This is a genomic window from Pseudemcibacter sp. (genome assembly GCF_965661635.1).
Taxonomy (GTDB): Bacteria; Pseudomonadota; Alphaproteobacteria; order Sphingomonadales; family Emcibacteraceae; genus Pseudemcibacter.
The window spans coordinates 1-2,030 of record NZ_CBFIEP010000052.1 but is presented as its reverse complement, the minus strand read 5'-3'; the positions used below and the strand labels follow the sequence as shown (position 1 = coordinate 2,030).

The window sequence follows — 2,030 nt, the reverse complement described above, 5'->3', positions numbered from 1 at the left end:
CCTAGCATTGTTACTTTCTTGACGGATAGTTTAGGTACGGAAAGTTTGCTGTTAATTTCTGCGGTGGTTTTATCTTTTTCAATTTTTTGTATTTTCAAATTAGTAAGTTTACGAAAAGAAGCGCCAGGGGCGGCGAATGTTGAAAATGAAAAGGCAATCGGCGGCGGTATGCTTGATGGTTTGATAGAAATATTCAAATCACGATATTTGATGGGTGTTACCGGAATGGTGTTCCTTTTGTCCCTTACTGCAACATTTGCTTATTTCCAACAAGGGGACATGATATATTCCAATTATACAGATACAGATGAAAGAGTGCAGATTTTTGGGATGATTGATCTTTATGTCTCAATTGGTGCTTTGATTTTTCAAGTCTTTGTTGCGGGGCCTGTGCTTTCAAATTACGGTATTAAAGGTGGCATCATTATATTGCCGATTATCACAGTTTTTGGGTTTATATTGCTCGCAATATCGCCAACAATTGGGGTCTTTATTATTTTCCAAACTTTGAGGCGTGCATCAGAATATGGAATGTTTGTTCCGTCCCGTGAAAATCTTTTCAGTGTGGTTAGTCGCGAAGAAAAATATAAGGCGAAGAACTTTATTGATACGGTTGTGTTCCGCGGTGGCGACGTTGCGAATAGTTGGTTTTATAATATGTTAAATAGTGGCTTAGGTTTATCCATGAGTAAGATCGCCATGGTCGGTGTGCCTATCGCTGCAATTTGGGGTATAATGGGATGGAAGCTAGGCAAGAGCCACGAAGAACAAGAAAAAATTCAAGAACAAAATAACACTTAAGAATAGATTTAAAATACGGAGAAACTAATGTCTGATTTAACAAGAAAAGAATTTTTAAAGCTTACGGGTGCGGCGGCAGCGGCTGGCGCAATGGCGTCGACAGGATTAGGCAGTGTGGCACGTGCACAATCAAGTGATTTACTGCACCGCAAAATTCATTCAACCGGTGAAATGATCCCGGCGGTTGGGCTTGGCACGGCGATGACATTTGGTGATTTAAGTGAAGATTTTAATCAACGTAAAAATGCAATTGCTGCCCTTTTTCGAGAAGGCGCGACGGTAATTGATACGTCACCTACATATAGCGACGCGGAACAAGTCGTTGGTAGAGCACTTGATGAATTAGGTATGCGTGATCAATGTTTTTTAGCCACTAAAATTAGTATTCAGGGTAAGCAGGCAGGCATAGATCAAAATAATAAATCGTTTAAAGATCTGCGTACCAATAAGATGGAACTTCTTCAGGTTCATAACCTACGTGATACGGAAGCTCATCTTGAAACCATCAATGGCTTGCGCGATGAAGGCAAAGTAAAATATGTTGGCATTACTCATTTCCGTGATAGCCAAAATGAGGAAGCAGCAAAAGTAATCGAAAACAATAAAATCGATTTTATTCAGTGTCATTATAATCTTCTTAATCAATCCATTGAAAATCGTGTTCTTCCTGCTGCGCGCGAGCATGGCGTGGCCGTTATGGTCAATGTACCATTTGCCCGTGGTCGTTTGTTTGGCCCAACGGCAGGTGCAGGGCTTGATATTCCGGAATGGGCAAAAGATTTCGGCGTTGATAGTTGGGGTAAGTTTTTCTTAAAATATATCCTAGGTCATGAAGATGTTACAGTCATTATACCTGGTACTATTAATGATTATCATGTGGTTGATAACGTTGGCGCATTGCGCGGACGTCTTCCTTCGCAAGCCGAACGTAAACGTATGGTCGATTTTATCACGAATTTATAAGGAATAAACAATGAGTAACATTACTAGAAAAGACTTTTTAAAATTAACAGGTGCAGCAGCAGGAGCCGGAGTGTTGGCGACCAGTGGACTTGGAAGTGTTGCTCGTGCGCAATCAGGTGAATTATTGCACCGTAAAATTCCGGCGACGGGTGAAATGATCCCCGCTGTAGGGCTTGGAACTGCGCAAACGTTTGGTGATTTGAGCCAAGATTTTATGGCGCGCCGCAACACGATTGAAACATTATTTAAAGAAGGTGGAACCGTTC

At 41.3% G+C, this 2,030-nt stretch carries 3 protein-coding genes; all 3 read left to right on the top strand.

Annotation, left to right across the window (positions count from 1 at the left end):
- A partial coding sequence (locus ACTF6W_RS03890; RefSeq protein WP_438993231.1) for an NTP/NDP exchange transporter occupies positions 1-801 on the top strand: 801 nt, incomplete at its 5' end.
- Between the two features lie 27 nt (positions 802-828).
- On the top strand, positions 829-1,764 hold the full coding sequence (locus tag ACTF6W_RS03885) for an aldo/keto reductase (protein ID WP_438993230.1): 936 nt from the start codon (positions 829-831) through the stop codon (positions 1,762-1,764).
- 10 nt (positions 1,765-1,774) lie between these two features.
- On the top strand, positions 1,775-2,030 hold a 256-nt coding region (locus ACTF6W_RS03880), incomplete at its 3' end, for a twin-arginine translocation signal domain-containing protein (RefSeq protein ID WP_438993229.1).